Source organism: Cupriavidus sp. KK10 (assembly GCF_018223725.1).
GTDB classification, from domain to species: Bacteria; Pseudomonadota; Gammaproteobacteria; order Burkholderiales; family Burkholderiaceae; genus Cupriavidus; species Cupriavidus necator.
Genome location: NZ_CP073677.1, coordinates 1343538 through 1363859 on the forward strand (window position 1 = coordinate 1343538; position 20322 = coordinate 1363859).

Sequence of the window (20322 nt, forward strand, 5' to 3'; positions counted from 1 at the left end):
GCCCCCTCCTAAAAGGAGTGAATCGGGGTCTGGGTGTTGCCGTGCCGCACGGATGATGGCTGGAGGAGAGTCCCTATTGACTTGAGGTGGGGAGGCGGTTGGCGAAGCAAAAAAACGGGGGCTCGCCAATGCGAGCCCCCGCTTCGGTGCGGCTGGATTTACTGCACGTTGCCGGCGACCGCGATCACCTGGCCGGTGATGTAGTTGGAATCCGGCGAGCAGAACAGGTACACGCCGCCCGCGGCTTCTTCCGGGGTGCCCCCGCGGCCGAGCGGGTTGCGCTGGGCGTGCGTCTTCAGCGCTTCCGGGTTCAGGCCCACGCGGATCTCACGGCCTTCGATGTTGACCGTGGCGCCGGCCTTGGCGTCGGCCGAGGTCATGCGGGTGTGGATCAGGCCGAACGCCACCGCATTCACGTTGACGTTGAAGCGGCCCCACTCGCGCGCCATGGCGCGGGTCATGCCGATCACGCCGGCCTTGGCGCCGGAGTAGTTGATCTGGCCGGCATTGCCGTTCAGGCCCGAGGTCGACGAGATATTGACGATCTTGCGGTACACCTCGCGGCCGGCTTCCTTGTCGGCGGCGGCCAGTGCCTTAATATGCGGGTAGGCGGCGCGCAGGATGCGGAAGGGCGCGGTCATATGGCAGTCCAGAATGGCGTACCACTGCTCGTCGCTCATCTTTTGCACCACGTCGTCCCAGGTGAAGCCGGCGTTGTTGACGATGATGTCGATGCACTTGAAATTGCTCATCGCCGTGTTGATGAAGCGATCGGCAAAGTCCGGTGCGGACACGTTGCCCACGCAGGCCACGGCTTCGACGCCCATTGCCTTCAGTTCTTCGACGGTCTGTTGCGCCGGCTCGGCGTCCAGGTCATTGATGACCAGGCGTGCGCCTTCGCGTGCCAGCCGCATGGCGATGGCGTTGCCGATGCCGCGGCCCGAACCGGTGACCAGTGCCACCTTGCCTTCAAGTGCTCCCATTTCAGACTCCTTGTGCTTGATTGGATTTACAGGGCAACGATGGCGTCGCCGAGGATCTTGCTTTCGCCATACTGGTTGGCGGTCTGGATTTCCAGCCTGACGCGTTTCTCGCCGTCGACTTCCAGCTTCTCCACCACGCGGCCGGTGCAGGTGATGCGATGGCCCAGGTGCGTGATGCCGACAAAGCGCACGCCGAACTGGCGCAGCTGGCGCTGGTCCACCCACTGCGTCAGCAGGCGGCCCAGGTAGGCCATCGACAGCATGCCGTGGGCAAACACGTCGGGCATGCCGGCCTTGCGGGCGTAGTCGGTGTCGATGTGGATGGCGTTGTGATCGTTCGAGGCGCCGGCAAACAGCGCCAGCGTGGTGCGATTGATCGGTTCCAGCGTCAGCGGCGGCAGGGTGTCGCCCACCTTGACCTGGTCGAAGCTCAGTTTGCTCATGGGAGTTCTCCGGTTCAGCCGTTGCGATGCACCAGCACGCTGCGCAGGTCCGCCACGTGCTCGCCGTCCTGGTTGGCGACGCGCGTCTCGCGCACCACGAACTCCAGCGCGCCCCCCTTCTTGTCGTAGATGTCGGTGATGGTGGTCTTGAAGTGCAGCGTGTCGCCCGCATAGGCCATACAGTGGTAGTCGAAGGACTGCTCGCCGTGCAGGATGCGGTCCGGCCGGATGCCGAGTTCCTGGCGCCAGGCGCTGGGCGGCTGCGTCAGTTCGAGCGAGAACAGGAAGGTCGGCGGCAGCGGCAGGCCCGGGTGGCCGGCGTCGCGCGCGGCGGCCTCGTCGATATAGACCGGGTCGGTCTGGCCGGTGGCCTTGGCGAAAAAGCGCAGCTGGCTGGCCGGCGCGGAGGTGCGGAAGTCCGCAATCACCCGGCCGATATGTTTCTTGTCGATCATGGATGGGCTCCTGTGTCGGGGTGTGCTCAGGCGTGCTTCTGGTACAGCGTGACCACGCAGGCGCCGCCCAGGCCGAGGTTGTGCGTCAGGGCCAGGCGTGCGCCTTCGACCTGGCGCTGGTCGGCGGTGCCGCGCAACTGCTGGACCATCTCGTAGCATTGCGCCAGGCCGGTGGCGCCCAGCGGGTGGCCCTTGGACAGCAGGCCGCCCGACGGGTTGACCACCCACTTGCCGCCGTAGGTGTTGTCGCCGTCGTTGACCAGCTTCTCGGCGCCGCCTTCCGGGCACAGGCCGAGGCCTTCATAGGTCAGCAGCTCGTTCTGCGCGAAGCAGTCATGCAGTTCGATCACGTCGATGTCCTGCGGGCCGACGCCGGCCTGCTCATACACCTGCTGCGAGCCTTCGCGCGTCATGTCGAAGCCGACCACGCGGATCATGTCGCGTGCGTCGTAGGCGCTGGGGCGGTCGGTGGTCAGCGACTGGCCAGCGATCAGCACGTCAGTCTTCAGGCCCTTCTTGCGGGCGAATTCCTCCGACACCACGATGGCGGCGGCGGCGCCGCAGGTTGGCGGGCAGGCCATCAGGCGCGTCAGCACGCCTTCCCACAGCGCCGGCGCGGCCAGCACGTCCTCGGTGGTCAGCACGTTGCGGAACACGGCCAGCGGGTTGTTGGCGGCGTGGCGGCTGGCCTTGGCGCGGATCCTGGCGAAGGTTTCGAGCTTCGTGCCGTACTTTTCCATATGGGCCTTGCCGGCGCCCGAGAACTGGCGGATGGCATTGGGTAGGTCCTTGCGGTCGACCAGTTCGTCCACCAGGCCGATGGCGCGCTCCAGCGCCGGGGCGCGGTCGTCCCAGCGCGACTTTAGCGCGCCGGGCTGCATGAATTCGAAGCCGACAGCGAGCGCGCAGTCCACCGCGCCGCTCTGCACCGCCTGGCGCGCCAGGAACAGCGCCGACGAGCCGGTGGCGCAGTTGTTGTTCACGTTGATGACAGGGATGCCGGTCATGCCGACCTGGTACAGCGCCTTCTGGCCGCAGGTCGAGTCGCCGTACACGTAGCCGGCGTAGGCCTGCTGCACGTCCTCATAGCCGAGGCCGGCGTCTTCCAGCGCCTGGCGCACGGCGGTTGCGCCCATCACGTCATAGGTGTCGCTGCTGCCCGGCTTCTTGAACGGGATCATGCCGGCGCCGGCGACGAAAACCTTGCGAGTCATGTGTGTGCTCCGATGAGTGTTTGTCTTGGGATCAGTGCTTACAGCTTGCGCGCGATCAGATCGCGCATCACTTCGCTGGTGCCGCCGTAGATGCGGGTCACGCGCATGTCGGCAAAGGCGCGCGCCACCGGGTACTCCATCATGTAGCCGTAGCCGCCGTGCAGTTGCACCATCTGGTCCAGAGCGGTGCCCAGCACTTCGGTCGCATGGAGCTTGGCGATGGCCGCTTCTTCCAGCGTCAGGCGGCGGCGGATGTGCTCGCCGAGGTAGTGGTCGACCAGCAGCCGCACTGAGATCGCCTGCGTCTTGATGTCGGCCAGCTTGAACTTGGTGTTCTGGAAGTCCCAGACGGTCTGGTTGAAGGCCTTGCGGTCCTTGACGTAGGCCAGCGTGTGTTCCAGGCAGACCTCCAGCTTGGCGGCGGCGCTGACCGCGATTGACAGGCGCTCCTGCGGCAGCTCGGCCATCAGGTAGCCAAAGCCCTTGCCTTCCTCGCCCAGCAGGTTTGCCACCGGCACGCGCACGTTGTCGAAGAACAACTCGGCGGTGTCCTGCGCGTGCTGGCCGACCTTGTCCAGCTTGCGGCCGCGGCGGAAGCCCTCGCGGTCGGCTTCCACCACGATCAGGCTGACGCCGCGCGCGCCGGCGGCCGGGTCGGTCTTGCAGACCATGATGATCAGGTCGGCGTTCAGGCCGTTGCTGATGAAGGTCTTGCTGCCGTTGATCACGTACTCGTCGCCATCGCGGATGGCGGTGGTGCGGATCGCCTTGAGGTCGCTGCCGGTGCCCGGCTCGGTCATGCCGATGGCCAGGATGCTCTCGCCGGAGCAGACCTTGGGCAGCCAGCGCTGCTTCTGTTCCTCGTTGCCGATGCGGGCGATATACGGCGCGATGATGTCGGAGTGCACGCCGAAGCCGACCCCGCTCAGGCCGGCGCGGGCATACTCTTCGGCATAGATCGCGGAATGGCCAAAGTCACCGCCGCCACCGCCGTACTCGGTCGGCAGCGTCACGCACAGCAGGCCTTCGCGGCCGGCCTTGAGCCAGGTCTCGCGGTCGACCTTGCCGGCTTTGTCCCATTCGGCTTGCCTGGGCAGGCATTCGCGTTCCAGGAAGCGGCGCACGGTGGTGCGGAACATCTCGTGGTCGTCACGATAGATGCTGCGGTTGATTTCCATTGAGTACTCCGGATGTCGGTCTGCGGGAGGTAGCCTCAGCCCAGCAATGCGGCCGTTGGTATGGCGCTAAGGTACCGGGGAGGAGGGGGCCGCGAACACCACCCGCATCAGGTGGCCGGAGACAGCAAAGAGGGGGCCGTGCTTGGGTCGCGCGGCCTTGGGGGGAGGGAGAGGGGGAGAGGGGGCGGCCGCGCCGTCAGTGCGGCACGTCAGGCGGCTGGGCGCCGCCGGCCTGGTCCAGCTCGCGGTCGCGGGCGCGGGCCACGGCCTCGTCGCGGCTGCTGACGCCCAGCTTGCGGAAGATGTTGCGCAAGTGCCATTTCACCGTCTCCGGCGACAGACCCAGGCTACGTGCGATCTTCTTGTTGGGCAGGGCCTGGCCGAGCAGGCGCACGACATCGGCTTCGCGGTCGCTCAGTTGCTCAAAGCGCGCATCGGCCCTGGCCGGGCTGCCGGCGGGCGCGGCAGCCGCGGCGGTGCCGGCTTCTGTGGCTCGCGGCGGCACGGTGGCCTGCAGCCGTTCGACATAGAAGGCCAGCACCGGGTCCAGCGTGGTGTTCGCGGCCACGCGCACGATCTGGCCGAGTGCGCCGGGGCAGGCATCGATCACGCTACGCATCAGGCCGAGCCGGTGGCCCCGGCGCAACCCTTCCAGTACATGCGCGCGTGCCGCCTCGGCGTCGCCGCGGCGCGATGCCACCACGGCCGCCAGCATGTGCATCTGCGCCACGTGGCGTTGCCAGCCGCGCGCCTCGCAGTACGCGATCAGCGCTGCGGTGCGGGCCTCGGCCCCGCACATGTCGTCATGCGCCAGGCTGAGCAGCAGGTGGGCGCGCTCGTTCACCATGTGGATGGCGTCCAGCGAGCCGCGCGGCGCGTTGCGATGGCGCGCGGCAATGGCGTCCAGGCGCGCCAGCGCCGCCTCGGCGGCAGCGATGTCGCCGCTGGCCAGGTGCAGCCGGATCTGGTTGGCCAGGCTCTGCGCCACCAGCCGGTCCAGGCGCAGTTGCGTGCCGTAGTCTTCCAGCCGCTCCAGCTGCGCGAAGGCATCGAGCCGGTGGCCGCAGATCCAGTGCGCGGCTGCCAGCACGGTGTGCACCCGCAGCACCGAGTCGGGGATCGATACCCGTTCGAGCACGTCGACCCGGTCTTCCAGCAGCCGGCGCGCGGCCTCCAGGTCGTTCTGCTCATACAGCGCCTCGCCCAGCAGGGCTGCGGCAAAGTACTCCGGCTCGGCGCCGGCGCCGCCGTGGCCCGCTTGCTCGACTTCGCGCAGCACGTCGCGGGCGACGCGCTCGGCCTGGATCATGTTGCCTTCCAGCGCATGGCTGAAGCCGATCATGCAGCGCCCGTTGAGCATGCCGCTGGCGGTGCCCAGCAGCGGCACGCCGTCGATCACCAGCGGCGGTGCCTCGGTCTGGATGCGGCGGGCGCGCTCGTAGTCGCCCAGGTGCATATAGAGCCACGACAGCAGGTTGTTGCGCGAGCCGATAAACAGCGCCGGCATGTCGGCGGGCGCGCTCTCGATCTGCGGCAGCAGCGCCAGCGCGCCCTGGCTGTCGTCGCGCAGCAGCACCAGGGAAAAGCGCAGCAGCGCCAGCCGGTAGCGCAGCGAGGCGTCGCCCGGCGGGATGTCGGCTTCGAGCCGGTCCGCGGCCGCGGCGCACGCGTCCAGGTCGCGCGAGAACATCTGTGTGCGCAGTGCCAGCAGGCGCAGTTCGGGGCGCGACTGCACCTGGTCGGCGGGGATGGTGCGCAGCAGCCCGAGCGCCTTGCGCACCTCGCCGCGCATGATCAGGGTGTCGGCAAAGCGCTGCACCAGGTCGGCGGCGGTGTCGGCATCGCCGGCCAGAACCGCGTGGCGCACGGCTTCTTCCAGCATGCGATGGTCGCGGAACCAGCGCCACGCCGCCGCGTGCACGGCGCGCTGCTGGGCCTCGCTGCGCGAGCGGAAACGCTGGGCCAGGGTTTCGCGCAGCAGCGGATGCAGCCGGTACCAGGATTCGCGCTCGGGGCCCTGCGCCGGGGTAATGAAGAGGTTCTCCTGTTCCAGCCGCGCCAGCAGCGCCAGAATCTCGCCTTCACCCAGCGCCTGCTCGCCCAGGGCCTCGCACAGCGACGCGGTGAAGCGTTCGCACGCGGCGGCACGCACCAGCAGCTCGGCTTCGTCCGGCGCCAGGCGCGACAGCACCTCGCGTTCGAAATACTCGGCGAAGGCGCCAGCATCCTGCACGCTGGCCTGCACGAAGCCGGTGGCAAAGGTGAGGCCGCTGGCGTTGGCCTTCTTGCGTTTCCAGTGCGCGGCAAAGAGCTGCAGGCCGGCCACCCAGCCGTCGGTCAGCTCGTGCAGCATGCGCGCATCGCGCGGGCTGATCTCGCCCAGCTGGGCGCGCAGGAAATGCTGCGATTCAGCAAGCGTGAAGCGCAGGTCGCGCTGGTCCAGCTCCAGCAGCATGCCCTGGTCGCGCAGGCGCCCGAGCGACAGTGGCAGCGCCACGCGCGAGGCCAGCACCACATGGAAATTGGCCGGGGCATAGTCGAGCAGCCACTGCAGCGGCTCCAGCACGCGCGGCGCCGTCAGGTGGTGCATGTCGTCGAGCACCAGCGTCACGTCGCGCGGGTGGGCAGCAATGCCGCGCACCAGCGCGATGATGGCGCGCTCGACGGCTTCGTCGTCCGTGCCGCGGTCGGCCAGCATCATGGCTTCGCGCGTCAGCGCGGGGCTGACCTCGGACAGGCAGCCGAGCAGGCGGTCCAGCCAGCGCTGGCGCTCGTTGTCGGCCGGCTCCAGCGTCAGCGCGGCCATGTCAAAGCCGAGCGCCAGCAGGTCCAGCCGCCATGCGGTCAGCAGCGCGGTCTTGCCGTAGCCGGCCGGGCCCTGCAGCACGATGCAGCGCCGGCGCCGCGCCTCGGTCAACTGCGCCAGCAGGCGCTCGCGCGCGACCACGCGCGCCGCGCTGCGCAGCGAGGCCGGGCGGGACGGCTGCGAGACTGGCGCGGCGGGCTGGCTACGGGGAGCGGCTGGCGGATTGGCTGGCGTCTGGGGCATGGGCGAGGCAGGACGGTGCAGGTGAGGTGCGGAGGAAATGCGGGCGAGGCAGCGCGATGCCGGGCAAAGGCGGCACGTTGTCGCGATTGTACTGGCAGACGCGGCGCGGCGGCCAAGCCACGCCTGGCCAGCTGTCCGGGTGGCCAGGGTGAGACGCGCACAGCACCCGCAGGCCACCCGGAACAGGTGGGGAAGGGTTTGCCGGGTGTCCGGCCACAAGGCGTCGCCTTATATTCGCGCAGCGGCAAGCCCGCCGGCGAAGCGCGTGCCTTTTCATGCCTGCACGCCTTCGCCCCTTCATTGTCTTGCCGCTTCGTCCCTTTGTCCCGCTTCAATTGCGCACCGCTGGACGCCCATGGAAACCATACATGCTGCCGTCGCGACCCGCCTCGTGCCGCCGCGCCAGAACCGGCGCGCGATCGCGCGCGAGATCCTGCTGCAGCGCCTGCACGACGCCAGGCATGGCCGGCTGGTATTGCTGACTGCGCCTGCCGGCTATGGCAAGACCACCGTCATGGCGCAATGGCGCCACCGCCTGCTGGCCGGCGGCGCGCGCGTGGCCTGGCTCACGCTCGCGCCGGAGGACGACGACCTGGGACAGTTCTGCGCCAGCCTCGATGCCAGCCTGCGACAGGCTGGCATCCGCGTGTGCCGGCCCGGCCCGGAGTTCGGCTTCGACCCGGCGCACCCCACCGCGTTGCTGCCCGCGTTCGTCGCGCTGCTGGACGGCGTGCCGGGCGAGGTCTACCTGATGCTGGACGGGCTCGACCGCCTGCGGCACCCGGCCACGCTGGCCTTCCTGCAGGGCGTGCTGAGCGCGCGCCTGCCGCACCTGCATATCGTCGCCGCGGCGCGCGGCGAGGCCGGGCTGGCCCTGGGCCGGCTGCGCGCCGGCGGAGAACTGGCCGAAGCCGGCCGCGCCGAGCTGGCCTTCAGCGTTGCCGAAACCCTGGCCTTCGTGGGCCAGCGCGTGGAAGGGCGCACCGCGCGCCGGGAGAGCTCGCAAGCCGCGGTCGACACGGCGGTGGTGCTGCAGGAAGTCACCGAGGGCTGGCCCGCCGGCCTGGAGCTGGTTGCCGCATCGCTGCGCACGGGCCAGGAACCGGCGTGGCCGCATGCGCAATCTGCCGCCCTGCATGCCTACTGGCAGGAGGAGGTGACTGCCGGATTGCCGCCGGCGTTGCTGGACTTCATGCGCTGTCTCGCGGTGCCGCGCCGCATCCATGCTGAGCTGGCCGCGCTGCTGGCCGGCTGCGCGCAGGCACCCGCGCGCCTTGCCGAGATCGCCGCGCGCAGCCTGTTCCTGGAGGCAGCCCCGCCCGAGCCGGATGAGGTTGCCGATGGGAGCGGGCAGGGCTGGTACCGCTTCCACCCGTTGTTCCGGGCGCACCTGCTGCATGAACTGGAGCACGGCACGGGTCCCGGGCCGCATGGACTGCCCGAGTTGCAGCGGCTGCACGGGCTTGCGTCCGCGTGGCTGGACCGTTGCGGCAAGCCGGCGGAGGCGATCGGACACGCGCTGTGCAGCGGCGACTTTGGCCGTGTGCTGGCGCTGGTGGAGGCCACCGCGGCCCACTTGCCCGGCGTCAGTCCGCTGCGGGACTTCCTGCAATGGGCCGACGGCATTGCACCCGCGCGGCTGGCGTTGCACCCGGCGCTGCTGCTGGCCTCGGCATGGGCATGCGTGGTATCGGTGCGGCCGCAGCACGCCGAGCACTGGATCCGGCGCTGGGAAGCCAGTGCCGGGCCCGGCGTGGATACCGTGGTGCACGCCACGATGATGCGCGCGACCATTGCCGCGCAGCAGGACGACCACGCGCGGGTGCAGGTGCTGCTCGACAGCCTGCAGGGCAGGCCGCAGGGCAATCCCGCGCTCGAGCAGATCCGCATGAGCCTGGCGTTGCGCTACGGCACCCTGCTGGGCTGCCAGCCCCGCTCGCGTGCGCCATACCGCTGCGCGGCGCAGCCCGGCGACACCGAGATCGCGCTGATGGGTGCCGGCACGCTGGCGCTGACGGCCTGGATCGAGGGCAACGCTTACGAGACACTGCGGCTCGGCACGGACGTGCTGGCGGCCGCGCAGCATGCCTATGGGCGCCGCTCGATCGCGGCCAGCCTGTGCGCGGTGGCGGTGGCTGCAGCACTGTACGAGCAGGACCGCATCGCCGAAGCCAGCCAAGTGCTGGCGGGCCGGCTGCAGACGCTGCGCACCGGCACCCCGGACGTGCTGATCGAAGCGGCGCTGTGCCATGCGCGGCTGCAATGGCTGGCAGGCGCGCGCCATGAAGCCCTGGCGGAACTGGTGGAAGCCGAAGCCATGTTCCACCGCCGCGGCCTGCCGCGCGGGGTGGCGCGCGTGGCGGCCGAGCGCCAGCGGCTGGCGCTGCTGGGCAAGGACCTGCGCCACGCGCAGCGGCTGCAGGCCTCGCTGGAGGAACTGGGCCGGCAAGATCCGGGCGATACACCGCGCGGCCAGGAAATCGCCGCTGTTGCGGCACTGGGCCGCGCACGGCTGGCGCTGGCGCAAGGCGAGCCCGCGCTGGCGCTTGCCGCGCTTGGCACCGTGCGCGGCCTGTACGTGGCTTCGATCCGGGAACCGCTGCTTGTGACTGTAGACCTGCTGCAGGCCACCGCGCTCGACGACCTCTATCGTCCCGATGAAGCGGCGCCGTATCTTGAAGCCGCGCTGGCAGCGGGCGAGCGGCTGGGGCTGGTGCGCACTTTCCTCGATGAAGGCGAACGTACCTTCGGCTTGCTGGCAGGCATGGCTGGCAGGGAGGACGGTGGCGCGGCGGGGCGCGGGGCTTACCTGGCGCGCCTGTGCGAGGCCGCCGCGATGACGGCGCCGCCGCCCGGGCCGGCCGAGCACAGTCCGGAGCCCGCCGCCGCGCCGGCTGCGTTGCCGGCCACGCTGCCGCCGGCCGACGTCGGCAAGGGCCGGCTGCTGACCCCGCGCGAGCGCGAGATCCTGGCGCTGCTGGAGCAGGCGATGTCGAACAAGCGCATTGCGCTGGTGCTCAACCTGAGCGTCGACACCGTCAAGTGGAACCTGCGGCAGATCTACGCCAAGCTCAACGTGTCGCGCCGCTACGATGCCATCTTGGTGGCGCGCAGCGCGGCGCAGCGGCCGGGCTGACCGTACCGGCCACCCGGCCGCGCGCTGGCCTTATTCCGCGGTGGCGCCGCTGGCCTTGATCATCTGGGCGATCACGGGCTCGGTCGCGTCGAATTCGCGCCGGAACTCCGCCGGCGAGTTGCCCACCGGATCCATGGCCAGCGCATCGAGCCGCGCGCGCATGGTCGGCGACTGGATCGACGCCCGCGCTTCGGTCTCGAGCCTGGACAGGACCGCCGCCGGCGTGCCGGAGCGCGCGAACAGGCCAAGCCAGGCTGGCGAGCGCAGTTCCTGCTGCTTCAGCCCGGCCTCGGCCATGGTCGGTACGTCGGGCAGCTCCTTGATGCGCTTGTCGCCCATCACCGCCAGGGCCGTCAGCCGGCCGCTCTTGATATGCGGGCCGAGCGTGCTCATCGAGCCGATCGCCCAAGCGATGTTGCCGGCGATCATGTCCTGCGCCATCGGTGCCTCACCCTTGTAGGCCACGTGCGCCATGTCCAGGCCGCGCACCTGATTCAGGTGCGCGCCGACCAGGTGCGGGAAGGTGCCGACGCCATAGGAGCCGTAGCTGACCTTGCCCTTGTTCTTCGCGGCCCAGTCGAGAAACTGCTGCATGTTCTTTGCCGGCACGTCCCGGCTCACCACCAGCACGATCTTGCCGACCGACACCTCGGTGATGAAGGCCAGGTCCCGGCGCACGTCGTACGGCACGTTGCGGTACAGGTGCGGCGTGTTGATCAGCGGCGAAGAGTGGCTGAGCAGGATCGTGTAGCCGTCCGGCGCGGCACGCGTAATGGCCTGCACGGCGATCACGCCCGCGCCACCGGGCTTGTTGTCGACGATGATGGTTTGCCCGAGACGCTTGCCCATGTCCTCGGCCAGCGCGCGCGCCACGGTGTCGGTGGCGCCGCCGGGCGGGCCCGGAACGACAAAGGTGATGGGACGCGACGGGTAGCTCTGGGCACCGCAGACGGCGCTCCATGCCATCACTGCCATCGCGATCAGGGACTTCATGCGCATGATGTGATACCTCGGGAAAGGGAATAGGAAACTGCGTAGCAAGAAGGGCTGCATGTGGGAAGTTATAGGATGCCCGGCACCTTGCATGCCCCCCATATCGGCTGGGCGGGATTGCCCTAGGTGCCGGCCAGTCGGGCAGAAAAAAAGAATGCTCCGGCACGAGGCCGGAGCAAAACACGCAGCCGGACGATGCGGCCAGGTGGAGATTGTGTTGTACCGCGCAGTCCCTTAGCGCTCTGCCATCAGCCCCAGGCCCTGTGCCTGCAACTGGGCCACGCCATCGGCATCGAAGCCCCAGTCGCGCAGCGCGGCGGCGCCATGCTCGCCACGCGCCGGCGCGGGCCCGGAGATCTCGGATGGCGTACCGAGGAAGCGCGGCGCCGGTGCCGGCTGCACCACGCCAGCGACTTCGACGAAGCTGCCGCGTGCGCGGTGATGCGGGTGGTTGGGGGCTTCGCTGAATTCCAGCACGGGTGCGATGCAGGCATCGCTGCCTTCGAACACGGCGCACCATTCGTCGCGCGTGCGGGTCAGGAAGACGGCCTCGAACTGCTCGCGCAGCACCGGCCAGCCGTTGCGGTCGTACTGGGCCGGCAGGTCCTTGCCGGCAAGGCCCAGCTTGTCCAGCAGCTCGGCGTAGAAGCGGCCCTCGACCGGGCCGATCGACATGTACTTGCCGTCGCGCGTGCGGTAGTTGTCATACCAGGGCGCGCCGCCGTCGAGCACGTTGGCCTGGCGCTCTTCGCGCCAGTTGCCCGAGGCCAGCAGGCCCCAGAACACCGCGCCGAGTTGCGCAGCGCCTTCGGTCATGGCCGCGTCGACCACCTGGCCCTTGCCGCCGCGCTGCACATTGAGCAGTGCCGCCACCACGCCAAGCGCCAGTAGCATGCCGCCGCCGCCATAGTCGCCGACCAGGTTCAGCGGCGGCACTGGTGCTTGCCCGGCGCGGCCGATACCCGACAACACGCCGGACAGCGCGACATAGTTCAGGTCGTGGCCGGCACGGTCGGCCAGCGGGCCGGTCTGTCCCCAGCCGGTCATGCGCGCATAGACCAGCCTGGGGTTGAGCGCCAGCGCGGCGTCGGGCCCCAGGCCCAGGCGTTCCATGGTGCCCGGGCGGAAGCCTTCGATCACCACGTCGGCGCGTTCGACCAGCGCCAGCGCTGCGCGCTGCGCTTGTGGCTGCTTCAGGTCCAGCGTGACCGAGCGGCGGCCGCGTCCGGTGATATCCACGCGCTTGCCGGTGGCCGACTTGGGCCCCAGGTCGGCCGGCGCCGCCGGGCGGTCGACGCGCAGCACGTCGGCGCCCATGTCGGCCAGCAGCATGGCGCCGAACGGGCCCGGCCCGATGGCTTCGAATTCCAGTACGCGGATTCCGCTCAGTACACCCATGGTGGTTCTCCTCTTGCCCAGTCCTGTTTGCATGGGACGCACCCATGCCCTTGATTGCGTTTTTGCACTGGCTGCAAGTAGACCAAAAGCGGGCGCCCCCGAGCCCCACCCGTATCAGGTAGTAGGCCGCCCACCCTTCCTGCGGTGCACAAATGCGCTCCTATAATCGGTTCACAGCGGCCGCAGTGCAGGCCGGAAGACGAAGTGAGCCGGAGCCAGAAGTGAGCAATACCCAGCGCGCAATCGCATCGCCAAGGCGGACACGGCAGGCCGCACGCCTGTTGCCGGTCCTGAGCGAGCTCAGGCAGGAGGTGCGCTCGCTGAGCCGGCGTGCGCATCGTCTGGCGCTCGCCCAGGCCGGTGGTGATGACGACGCCTGCCGCCATCAGCTGGCGCAGTTGTTCGAGCGCTGGATCGAAGACGGCTCGCCACGCGCCCAGGTGGTCTGCTTTGCCTCGGCCGCCGAGTTCGGCCTGCCGCTGCACCGGCATGCCGAGCGCTGCCGCGCCGCCGCGACGTGCGACGGCTCCGATGCGGTGCGCGCCTTGTACTGGGCGGCGCTGCACCGCACGCGCAGCCGCGTTGGCATGACCGCGCAGATGGAAGATGCGCAGGCCGCAGTGCTGCCCGCGGTGGCGCCGGCGCCACCGGCTGGCGCGCAGCTGCGGGTGCTGCCCGCCGCATCGGTGCGGCCGCTGTGCCGCCGCTGCGAGCGGCTGCGCCTGGATGCGCGCTGCGCCAATGGCCACGGTGCCTTGCGCCCGCTGGGCGACATGCAATGGCGCAGCCTGGCCGCCGGCGTGCAATGCCAGACGCGCGAGCACCAGTGCGATACCTGCAGCACGCGCTGGACCCAGCACCGCAGCGCGGCGGATCCCTTTACGGCCTGGACCATCAGCCGGCGCGGCAACGCAATCCCGGCAAGGGACGCATTGACGGCCTGAATGCAATGCACCGGCCATGCAGCAATGGCCGGCAATAACAGAACGGCGCGCCGGACCTTGCGGACCGGCGCGCCGTTTTACTTGCGGCTGGGCTAGGCCTTGTGGTTCGCCAATGGAGCGCCCTGCATCTCCTGCTCCTGCAGTTCGCGCCACGCGATCTTGCCGGTGGCGGAGCGCGGCAGGCGCTCGACAAACTGCACGATGCGCGGCGCCTTGTAGGTCGCCATGCTGGTACGGCACCAGGCCAGCAACTCTTCCTCGGAAACGCCGGCGCCGTCACGCCGCACGATCACGGCCTTCACCGTCTCGCCCCGATGCGGATCGCGCGCGGCGATCACGCAGGCTTCCAGGATCGCAGGGTGGGTATGCAGGATCGCTTCCACCTCGGCCGGCCACACCTTGTAGCCCGAGGCGTTGACCATGCGCTTGAGGCGGTCGCGCATGACGAAGTAGCCGTCGGCATCGACGCTGGCAAGGTCGCCGGTACGGAAGAAGCGCTTGCCGTCGATCGTGATAAAGCTCTCGGCATTGGCGGCGGGCTGGTTCCAGTAGCCCAGCATCACCTGCGCGCCGTGCACCACGATCTCGCCGACCTCGCCGCGCGGCACTTCGGCCAGCGTGGCGGGATCGATGACGCGCGCGTCGACGCCGTAGGTCGGCACGCCCAGGTGCCCGGTGCGCGGTGCGGCGAGAGGGTTGGCGATGATGAACGAGGCGGTCTCCGTCAGGCCGTAGCCTTCGACAAACTGCAGCCCGTAGCGCTCCTTCATCACCCGCGCGGTGCTGTCGGGCACCGCCGCGCCGCCGCCGACCACGCAGGCCAGGCTGCTCAGGTCGAATGACTCGATATCCGGCTGCGCGAAGAACTCCACCAGCATCGGCGGCGGCGCCGCCCAGAACGTGACGCGATGGCGCGCTACCAGCTGCGCCGCGGTGCGCCGGTCCCAGCGCGGCAGCAACACGATGGTGCCGCCCATGTAGACCGGCGCATTGACGCCGTTCTGCAGCCCGAGCAGGTGGAACATCGGCGCCACCGCCAGGAAGGTCGACTCCGCGTGCGAGCGCCGCCATAGCTGCGAACCCGCCACCGACACCATCACCGTGCGGTGCGTGTGCATGCAGGCCTTGGGCGCCCCGGTGGTGCCCGAGGTGTAGGGCAGCATGCACAGGTCGTCCAGGCCTGCGGCGCGCGGCGATGGCGTGGAGCCGGCGGCCATGGCCTGCTGCCAGTGGACTGCGCCGGCCGGCAACGCCGAGCCGGACGAGCGCTGCTGCACCCAGTCCGGAATCGCGAGGCTGTCGTCGGGCTGCGCGGGCAGGGCATCGCCATAGTGATGCACGATCACGTGGCGCAGCGGCGTGGTGCCGACCAGCGGTGCCACCTGCCCGACCAGCTCGCTTGCGGCAAACGCGGCCACCGCGTCGCTGTCGGTGACGATATGGCGTAGCTCGTCTTCCAGCAGCATGGCATTGGCCGGCACCACCACGGCATCGGCGCGCAGGATCGCGTAGTAGGCCACGATGAACTGCGGGCTGTTCTGGCTGAGCAGCACCACGCGGTCGCCTCGGTGCACGCCGCATGCCTGCTGCAGGTAACCGGCCATGCGCTCCACCTGCGCCAGCAGTTCGGCATAGGTGGTGGCGCCGTGGTAGAACTGGACCGCGACCTTGTCGGGGAAGCGCCGGGCCGAGATTTCAAGGTTCTCGGCCAGCGTGGTGTGCGGCATATGGAAAACGCGCGGCACGTCGCCGAGCGCCACTGCGGCATCCACCGCAAGCGGGCCAGTGGGGGCGGCGGCGACGCCTGCATCGGGCAGATCGTTGTGGGTCATGGTGGTCCTCTCTGTCATGTTGCAGTTGCCGTCAGAACGCGGTATCGCCATCCAGCAGCCGGCGGCCGCTCTCGTCGTAGGCAGTGCGTTCGCTGCCCAGCAGGGCGCGGTGCTCATGCACCAGCGCGGCCACTTCGCGGTCGATGGCTTTGATCAGCGCACCGCCGAATTCGACCCATTCGCCCGGGGGCTGGAAATCCATGTTGCTGCTCTCCTTGACAGGTTCAGCCCGGCCTCAGGCCAGCGTGAAAGTCGGTACCGGGGCGCCGCCATCGCTGGGCGAGAACTTCACCTGCACCTTCTGCCCGATCCGCACCGTGTCGAGGTCGCAGTCGACGATATGGGTCATCATGGTCACGCCTTCGTCCAGCGTGACGTAGGCGATGCAGAACGGATTGGGACCTGCGCGGCGCGTCACGCTGAAGCTGTAGATCGTGCCGCGGCCGCTGGCCGGCTTCCATGAGGTGGTGCCCATGCAGAACGGGCACAGCACGCGCGGATACCAGTGGGGCTTGCCGCAGTCGTCGCAGACCTTGAACAGCAATTGCCCTTCGCGCGCGGCCTGCCAGAAGGGCAGGTTGTCGGGCTGCTCGTCCGGCGCCTTGTAGGCAATGGGGGTATGTGGGGTCGTCATGTCATTGCTCCCGCGCATTATTCACGTTCAAGGATCAGGGTGGCGCTGCCGTGGCGCGAGCCCAGGTAGCCGCCGGTGCCTTGCGCCAGCGCCAGGTCGCAGTTGGCGACCTGCACCGCCGGGTGGGCTTCGCCGCGCAGCTGGCGCACGGCCTCGATGACCTTGGTGATGCCGCCGCGGTTGGCCGGATGGTTGTTGCACAGGCCGCCGCCGTCGGTGTTGAAGGGCAGCTTGCCGACGCCGGAGATCAGGTTGCCGTCGGCGACGAACCTGCCGCCTTCGCCTTTCTTGCAGAAGCCCAGGTCTTCCAGCTGCATCAGCACGGTGATGGTGAAGCTGTCGTAGATCGACGCGTACTTGATGTCGGCCGGCGTGACGCCCGCTTCGGCGAACGCCGTCGCGCCCGAGAAGCGCGCGCCGGACCAGCTCAGATCGACTTCTCCACCGAGCTGGCCCTTGATGTACTCGCCGGCGCCGCGGATCTTCACCTTGGGCCTCTGCAGCGTGGCGGCGATTTCCGGGCGCGCCACGACCAGCGCGCCGCCGCCGTCCGATACCACGCAGCAGTCGAGCTTGTGCAGCGGATCGGAAATCATCGGCGAGTTCAGCACGTCCTCGACCGTGACCACGTCGCGCAGCATGGCATGGGGGTTGTGCTGCGCGTGGTGCGACGCGGCCACCTTGACCCAGGCGAGCTGCTCGGCAGTGGTGCCATATTCGTGCATATGGCGCATGGCCGCCATCGCGTACAGGTTGACGGTGACCGGGCTGAAGGGGCTCTCGAACGGCGCGTCGGGCAGGTTGGCGCCCCAGTTGCGCGCCTGGGTGCCGCTGGAGCCTTCCGAACGCGGGCGGCCCGCCAGCGTGATCAGGGCCACGTTGCACTTGCCGGCCGCGATGGCCTGCGCCGCGTGCGAGACATGGACCAGGTAGGCCGAGCCGCCGGTGTCGGTGGAGTCGACATGGCGCACCTTGAGGCCGAGATAGTCGACCATATTGATCGCGCCCAGTCCGGGCGCGTCGCCGGCGCAGAAGTAGCCGTCCACGTCAGCCAGCGTCAGGCCCGCGTCTTGCAGTGCGCCCTTGGCGCTTTCGGCGTGCAGCTGCGCCACCGACTTGTCCGGTGCCTTGCGGGTCGGGTGCTCATAGGCGCCGACGATATAGGCCTTGCCGTTGATGCTCATCATTTCTCCTCTCGTGCGTCAAATGGTGCTACGCATGGATATTGCAGCGGTTTGGTCATTCTGTCCTGAGGGGCCTGTAGACCGGCCTACCGGATGGCCCCCGCCGCGCGCATGTGCACGATCTCTTGCTTCCCATAGCCCGCCGCCAGCAGGATCGCGTCGGTGTGCTCGCCAAGCATGGGCGCGCGCTGGCGTACCGCGCCGGGGGTGGCGCTGAGCTTGATCGGCACGCCGGCGATCTTGACCGGCGTGGCCGAGCCCGGTTGCTCAACGTCGACCAGCATTTCGCGCACGCGGTAGTGCGGGTCCGCGAAGATCTCCGCGGAGGTGTAGACCGGACCGAACGGCACCTTGCCGCCCAGGCACTGTGCGATCTCCTCTTTGGTGCGCGCGGTGCTGAACGCTTCGATGGCGTCGATCACTTGTTGCGCGTTGCGCACACGCGCGGCGTTGGTGGCGAAGTCCTCGTCGGTGGCCATCTCGGGGCGGCCGATGGCATGGGCCAGCTTGGCCCAGAACGCGTCGGTGGCGCAGGCGATCGAGACATGGCCATCGCGGGCGCGGAACAGGCCGAACGGGCACAGCAGCGGGTGGCGGTTGCCATCCGGCGCAGGCACGGTGCCGGTGTAGGAGGTCTGGTAGACGATGCGCTCGCACATGGCCAGCACGGCGTCGGTCATGGCCACGTCGACGAACTGGCCTGCGCCGGTCTCGCGCACACGATGCACAGCGGCCAGGATGCCGATGCACAGCATCAGCGCCGGCACGGTGTCACCGACGCCGGGGCCGATCTTGGTCGGGGTGTCGCGGTCCGGGCCGGTGATTCCCATCATGCCGCCCATCGCCTGCGAGACCACGTCATAGGCCGGCCATTGCGCATAGGGGCTCTCGCCGCTGCGCGGATCGCCGAAGCCGCGCACGGTGCCGTAGACCAGCCGCGGATTGGTCTCGCGCAGGGTTTCATAGGCCAGCCCGAGGCGTTCCATCACGCCGGCGCGGAAGTTCTCGACCACGATGTCGGCACCGTCGATCAGCTTGCGGACGATCTCGCGGCCCTTGTCGGTCTTCAGGTCGACTGCGATCGATCGCTTGTTGCGGTTCACGCTCTGGAAATAGCCGCCAAAGTCGCGCAGCGTGTCGTCGGCGCAGAAAGGGCCGGTGACGCGCGTGCCGTCGCCGGTCGACACAGTGCCTGCGCGGCTACGGCTACCGGGTGGGCATCAACTGGCCGTACAAGGGGGCGGAGCTGATCCGCGCCTATGCCGACCCGGCGCGCGGCCGCCACAGCCTGCAGATCGAAATCAACCGCGCGCTTTATATGGACGAGGCAAGGCTCGCGCAGCACCGCGGCTTCGCCGTGCTGCGCGGCCATCTCGACCAGTTGCTGGAGGCGGTGGCGGCATTTATCCGCGAGGCACTGGCGCGATGATGGCGCGGCGCGCTCAGATAACCTTGCCCGGATTCATCAGCCCCTGCGGATCGAGTGCGCCCTTGATCGCGCGCATCATGGCCAGCTCGACCTCGCTCTTGTAAAGCCGGTTTTCCTCGCGCTTGAGCTGGCCGAGCCCGTGCTCGGCGGAAATCGAGCCGTTATGCGAGCGCACGCTGTCGTGCACGATGCGGTTGACCTGGTCCTGGTGGGCCAGGAAGGCGTCATGGTCGACGCCTTCCGGCGGCGACACGTTGTAGTGCAGGTTGCCGTCGCCAAGGTGGCCGAAGGTCACCATGCGTGCGCCGGGGAAGGCGTTCTGCAGCAGCGCGTCGGTGGTCTCGATAAAGTCCGCCACACGCGACACCGGCACGGCGATATCGTGCTTGATGTTCTTGCCGTCTTCCACCTGCGCCAGCGGGATATGCTCGCGCAGGTTCCAGAAATCACGCGACTGCTGCACCGATTCCGCCACCACCGCGTCGGCGACCACGCCGGCATCGAAGGCGGCCGACATCATGGTTTCGAAGATGCCGCGCGCATGGGCTTCGCTTTCGCTGTCGGACAGTTCCAGCAGCACCAGCTGCGGGTGGATGTCTGCGAACGGATAGCGCAGCTGCGGGAAGTGCCGCGTCACCAGCGTCATGCTGAGCGCGGACATCAGCTCGAACCCGGTCAGCATGGCGCCCGCATGCGATTGCGCGATGGCCAGTAGCGCCAGCGCGGCGCGCGGGCTCGGCACCGCGGCCAGCGCGGTGACCGAGGCGCGTGGCAGCGGGAACAGCTTCATTACCGCGGCGGTGATGATGCCCAGCGTGCCTTCGGCGCCGATAAAAAGGTCGCGCAGGTCGTAGCCGGTGTTGTCCTTGCGCAGCCCGCGCAGGCCGTGCCAGATCTCGCCCGACGGCGTCACCACTTCCAGGCCCAGGCACAGCTCACGCGTGTTGCCGTAGCGCAGCACCGCGGTGCCGCCGGCATTGGTCGACAGGTTGCCGCCGATGGTGCAGCTGCCTTCGGCCGCCAGGCTCAGCGGAAACAGCCGGCCGTGCTCGCGCGCCACTTCCTGCAGGTGCTGCAGCACCACGCCGGCCTCGACCGTGATGGTGTTGTTGAGCGGATCCACCTGGCGGATGCGGTGCAGCCGCTGCAGCGAGACCACCACCTGGTCCTGCCCGGCCACCGGCGTGGCGCCGCCGCACAGGCCGGTGTTACCGCCTTGCGGCACCACGGCGATCTTGTGCGCATGGCAGGCATGGACCACCTCGGCGACCTCCTCGGTGGTGCCGGGGCGCAGCACCGCCAGCGCCTCGCCGCGATAGCGCTTGCGCCAGTCGGTCAGGTAGGGCGCCTTGTCGGCTGCATCGGTCAGCACGTGCTGCGCACCCAGCGCGGCGCGGCACAGTGCGAGGAAGGAGTCTTGAGGCGAGGTCATGGCGATGGCGGAATGGGG

Annotated in this window: 17 protein-coding genes; 3 read left to right on the forward strand and 14 right to left on the reverse strand. The window is 69.1% G+C overall.

Annotated elements, in window-relative coordinates:
* Nucleotides 1-158 precede the first annotated feature (158 nt).
* The 6 genes from KB879_RS06640 to KB879_RS06665 form a co-directional block, all read right to left on the reverse strand.
* Nucleotides 159-983: an SDR family NAD(P)-dependent oxidoreductase gene (locus KB879_RS06640; protein WP_013956277.1), complete on the reverse strand. Its 825-nt coding sequence runs from the start codon at nucleotides 981-983 to the stop codon at nucleotides 159-161.
* 26 nt (nucleotides 984-1009) lie between these two features.
* On the reverse strand, nucleotides 1010-1426 hold the full coding sequence (locus KB879_RS06645) for a MaoC family dehydratase (RefSeq protein WP_013956278.1): 417 nt from the start codon (nucleotides 1424-1426) through the stop codon (nucleotides 1010-1012).
* 14 nt (nucleotides 1427-1440) lie between these two features.
* Nucleotides 1441-1881 carry a MaoC family dehydratase N-terminal domain-containing protein gene (locus KB879_RS06650; protein WP_013956279.1) on the reverse strand — a complete coding sequence of 147 codons (441 nt, stop codon included), beginning with the start codon at nucleotides 1879-1881 and terminating at the stop codon, nucleotides 1441-1443.
* Nucleotides 1882-1907: 26 nt separating this feature from the next.
* Entirely contained in the window at nucleotides 1908-3095 is a 1188-nt protein-coding gene (locus tag KB879_RS06655; RefSeq protein ID WP_013956280.1) for a lipid-transfer protein, read from the reverse strand.
* Between the two features lie 38 nt (nucleotides 3096-3133).
* Nucleotides 3134-4273 (reverse strand): acyl-CoA dehydrogenase family protein, encoded by a 1140-nt coding sequence (locus tag KB879_RS06660; RefSeq protein WP_013956281.1) that lies wholly within the window; start codon nucleotides 4271-4273, stop codon nucleotides 3134-3136.
* Between the two features lie 196 nt (nucleotides 4274-4469).
* Entirely contained in the window at nucleotides 4470-7322 is a 2853-nt protein-coding gene (locus KB879_RS06665) for a LuxR C-terminal-related transcriptional regulator (protein ID WP_153956400.1), read from the reverse strand.
* Between the two features lie 355 nt (nucleotides 7323-7677).
* On the opposite strand from KB879_RS06665, the gene KB879_RS06670 reads away from it, so the two are divergent.
* Entirely contained in the window at nucleotides 7678-10458 is a 2781-nt protein-coding gene (locus KB879_RS06670) for a LuxR C-terminal-related transcriptional regulator (protein ID WP_013956283.1), read from the forward strand.
* 30 nt (nucleotides 10459-10488) lie between these two features.
* Here KB879_RS06670 and KB879_RS06675 read toward each other — a convergent pair whose 3' ends face one another.
* Together KB879_RS06675 and KB879_RS06680 are read right to left on the reverse strand one after the other, a co-directional pair.
* Complete coding sequence (locus tag KB879_RS06675; protein WP_013956284.1) at nucleotides 10489-11457, reverse strand: tripartite tricarboxylate transporter substrate binding protein; 969 nt, start codon at nucleotides 11455-11457, stop codon at nucleotides 10489-10491.
* A 228-nt stretch (nucleotides 11458-11685) separates the two neighbouring features.
* Entirely contained in the window at nucleotides 11686-12849 is a 1164-nt protein-coding gene (locus KB879_RS06680) for a CaiB/BaiF CoA-transferase family protein (RefSeq protein WP_013956285.1), read from the reverse strand.
* A gap of 221 nt (nucleotides 12850-13070) precedes the next feature.
* Here KB879_RS06680 and KB879_RS06685 point away from each other — a divergent pair, with 221 nt between their 5' ends.
* Nucleotides 13071-13793 carry a hypothetical protein gene (locus KB879_RS06685; protein WP_013956286.1) on the forward strand — a complete coding sequence of 241 codons (723 nt, stop codon included), beginning with the start codon at nucleotides 13071-13073 and terminating at the stop codon, nucleotides 13791-13793.
* A 92-nt stretch (nucleotides 13794-13885) separates the two neighbouring features.
* Here the strand turns inward: KB879_RS06685 and KB879_RS06690 are convergent, their stop codons facing one another.
* The 5 genes from KB879_RS06690 to KB879_RS06710 all read right to left on the reverse strand — a co-directional run bounded on the left by KB879_RS06690 (nucleotide 13886) and on the right by KB879_RS06710 (nucleotide 18630).
* On the reverse strand, nucleotides 13886-15625 hold the full coding sequence (locus KB879_RS06690; protein WP_211980956.1) for a long-chain fatty acid--CoA ligase: 1740 nt from the start codon (nucleotides 15623-15625) through the stop codon (nucleotides 13886-13888).
* Nucleotides 15626-15656: 31 nt separating this feature from the next.
* Nucleotides 15657-15827: a hypothetical protein gene (locus KB879_RS06695; protein WP_193351053.1), complete on the reverse strand. Its 171-nt coding sequence runs from the start codon at nucleotides 15825-15827 to the stop codon at nucleotides 15657-15659.
* 33 nt (nucleotides 15828-15860) lie between these two features.
* The gene (locus KB879_RS06700; protein ID WP_013956288.1) at nucleotides 15861-16259 is read right to left on the reverse strand and encodes a Zn-ribbon domain-containing OB-fold protein; all 399 of its coding nucleotides are present in this window, start codon (nucleotides 16257-16259) and stop codon (nucleotides 15861-15863) included.
* 17 nt (nucleotides 16260-16276) lie between these two features.
* On the reverse strand, nucleotides 16277-17443 hold the full coding sequence (locus tag KB879_RS06705) for a thiolase domain-containing protein (protein ID WP_211982136.1): 1167 nt from the start codon (nucleotides 17441-17443) through the stop codon (nucleotides 16277-16279).
* Between the two features lie 86 nt (nucleotides 17444-17529).
* Nucleotides 17530-18630 carry a CaiB/BaiF CoA-transferase family protein gene (locus KB879_RS06710; protein WP_211980957.1) on the reverse strand — a complete coding sequence of 367 codons (1101 nt, stop codon included), beginning with the start codon at nucleotides 18628-18630 and terminating at the stop codon, nucleotides 17530-17532.
* A 26-nt stretch (nucleotides 18631-18656) separates the two neighbouring features.
* Between KB879_RS06710 and KB879_RS06715 the strand changes: the two genes are divergently transcribed.
* Entirely contained in the window at nucleotides 18657-18872 is a 216-nt protein-coding gene (locus KB879_RS06715) for an N-formylglutamate amidohydrolase (RefSeq protein WP_013956291.1), read from the forward strand.
* A 13-nt stretch (nucleotides 18873-18885) separates the two neighbouring features.
* Here KB879_RS06715 and KB879_RS06720 read toward each other — a convergent pair whose 3' ends face one another.
* A complete protein-coding gene (locus KB879_RS06720) occupies nucleotides 18886-20304 on the reverse strand; it encodes an FAD-binding oxidoreductase (RefSeq protein ID WP_153956398.1) in 1419 nt (472 codons plus the stop codon).
* Nucleotides 20305-20322 lie beyond the last annotated feature (18 nt).

Coding starts and splice junctions, on each gene's coding strand:
- KB879_RS06680 (WP_013956285.1), bottom strand. CDS start 12,849: ATGGGTGTACTGAGCGGAATCCGCGTACTGGAATTCGAAGCCATCGGG.
- KB879_RS06640 (WP_013956277.1), bottom strand. CDS start 983: ATGGGAGCACTTGAAGGCAAGGTGGCACTGGTCACCGGTTCGGGCCGC.
- KB879_RS06655 (WP_013956280.1), bottom strand. CDS start 3,095: ATGACTCGCAAGGTTTTCGTCGCCGGCGCCGGCATGATCCCGTTCAAG.
- KB879_RS06705 (WP_211982136.1), bottom strand. CDS start 17,443: ATGAGCATCAACGGCAAGGCCTATATCGTCGGCGCCTATGAGCACCCG.
- KB879_RS06645 (WP_013956278.1), bottom strand. CDS start 1,426: ATGAGCAAACTGAGCTTCGACCAGGTCAAGGTGGGCGACACCCTGCCG.
- KB879_RS06700 (WP_013956288.1), bottom strand. CDS start 16,259: ATGACGACCCCACATACCCCCATTGCCTACAAGGCGCCGGACGAGCAG.
- KB879_RS06675 (WP_013956284.1), bottom strand. CDS start 11,457: ATGCGCATGAAGTCCCTGATCGCGATGGCAGTGATGGCATGGAGCGCC.
- KB879_RS06650 (WP_013956279.1), bottom strand. CDS start 1,881: ATGATCGACAAGAAACATATCGGCCGGGTGATTGCGGACTTCCGCACC.
- KB879_RS06720 (WP_153956398.1), bottom strand. CDS start 20,304: ATGACCTCGCCTCAAGACTCCTTCCTCGCACTGTGCCGCGCCGCGCTG.
- KB879_RS06665 (WP_153956400.1), bottom strand. CDS start 7,322: ATGCCCCAGACGCCAGCCAATCCGCCAGCCGCTCCCCGTAGCCAGCCC.
- KB879_RS06670 (WP_013956283.1), top strand. CDS start 7,678: ATGGAAACCATACATGCTGCCGTCGCGACCCGCCTCGTGCCGCCGCGC.
- KB879_RS06660 (WP_013956281.1), bottom strand. CDS start 4,273: ATGGAAATCAACCGCAGCATCTATCGTGACGACCACGAGATGTTCCGC.
- KB879_RS06695 (WP_193351053.1), bottom strand. CDS start 15,827: ATGGATTTCCAGCCCCCGGGCGAATGGGTCGAATTCGGCGGTGCGCTG.
- KB879_RS06690 (WP_211980956.1), bottom strand. CDS start 15,625: ATGACCCACAACGATCTGCCCGATGCAGGCGTCGCCGCCGCCCCCACT.